This is a genomic window from Spiroplasma sp. hy2, from assembly GCF_044714365.1.
Lineage (GTDB): Bacteria > Bacillota_I > Bacilli_A > Mycoplasmatales > Mycoplasmataceae > Spiroplasma > Spiroplasma phoeniceum.
On sequence record NZ_RXFZ02000256.1, the window covers coordinates 1 to 1055 of the forward strand.

General features: G+C 28.2%; 2 protein-coding genes. Both read right to left on the bottom strand.

Annotated features, from left to right (window positions below; genetic code table 4):
- Nucleotides 1–83: 83 nt before the first annotated feature.
- Nucleotides 84–254 carry a hypothetical protein gene (locus EHV01_RS05870; protein ID WP_400249053.1) on the bottom strand — a complete coding sequence of 57 codons (171 nt, stop codon included), beginning with the start codon at nt 252–254 and terminating at the stop codon, nt 84–86.
- 225 nt (nt 255–479) lie between these two features.
- The gene (locus tag EHV01_RS05875) at nt 480–965 is read right to left on the bottom strand and encodes a glucosamine-6-phosphate deaminase (protein ID WP_422066645.1); all 486 of its coding nucleotides are present in this window, start codon (nt 963–965) and stop codon (nt 480–482) included.
- Nucleotides 966–1055: the final 90 nt, after the last annotated feature.

Here is a 1055-nt window from a genome sequence, read left to right on the forward strand (position 1 = left end):
ATHAAATTTATCAAATTTCATAATTTTAGATTCCTATAATTTCTATTTTAAATATATTTTATAGGAATTTTAAAATAACTAGGTTATGCAAGAAGTCTAATATATAAGCCTTCATTTCCCCGCGTGATTCCACTTGTCTTTTTAGTACAACCAAAATCAGAAAAGTAATCCTTTGCAACTGGCCCATATTTTTTTAATAAATAATTAACGCATTCAGCATATGACTGTGATAATAATTGTTCAATTTCAGTCATAGAGCATACCCCCAATCTTAAAATTAAGAGCGTGTTTTAATTATTATCTAGTTAGTAAATAGTACTTAAATTGTATCACTCAAAAAAGTTTTAATAAAAAACTCTTTTGAATAATTACTAGGTCCAATTTTTCTCACTGATATTGTTATACTTCTGCTAAAAAAGTATTTCTTTAAACAAAAAAAGGTTTTTGTTAAAATTATTAAATTTTCTTTCAATTCATTTTTAACTAAGATTAATTCCTCGTGTTTGTAATAATCCAGCCGCTGCTTTATCAACTACAACAGTAACATCTTGATGCATTTGCAAAGCTGTATAAGGTCATAAGTTACTAATTTCACCTTCAACTAGTTGCTTAACCGCATGTGCTTTATTTGTACCATTAGCAATTAAAATAATTTTTTTTGCATTTAAAATTGATTTAATGCCCATTGACACTGCTTGCTGGGGAACATCACCTGGTGAAGTAAAAAAACGAGCATTAGCTTCAATTATTGAAGGAACTAAATCAACAACACCTGTTAAAGAATTAAAATCTGCTGGTGGTTCATTAAAACCAACATGCCCATTAGTACCAAGACCTAATAATTGTAAGTCAATTCCCCCTGCTTTTGCAATTAAATTATCATATTCTTTCGCATAAGCAATATAATCACCTGTCCCTAATGGTACATAAATATGCTTTTTATTAATATGTAAACTGTAAAACAAAACGCGCTAAAACAACTCTTATTAAAGGGTTGTTTTTTTATTTGTAAACCCATAATTATTAATTAATTCAGAGAAAGGACAGCATCTTAA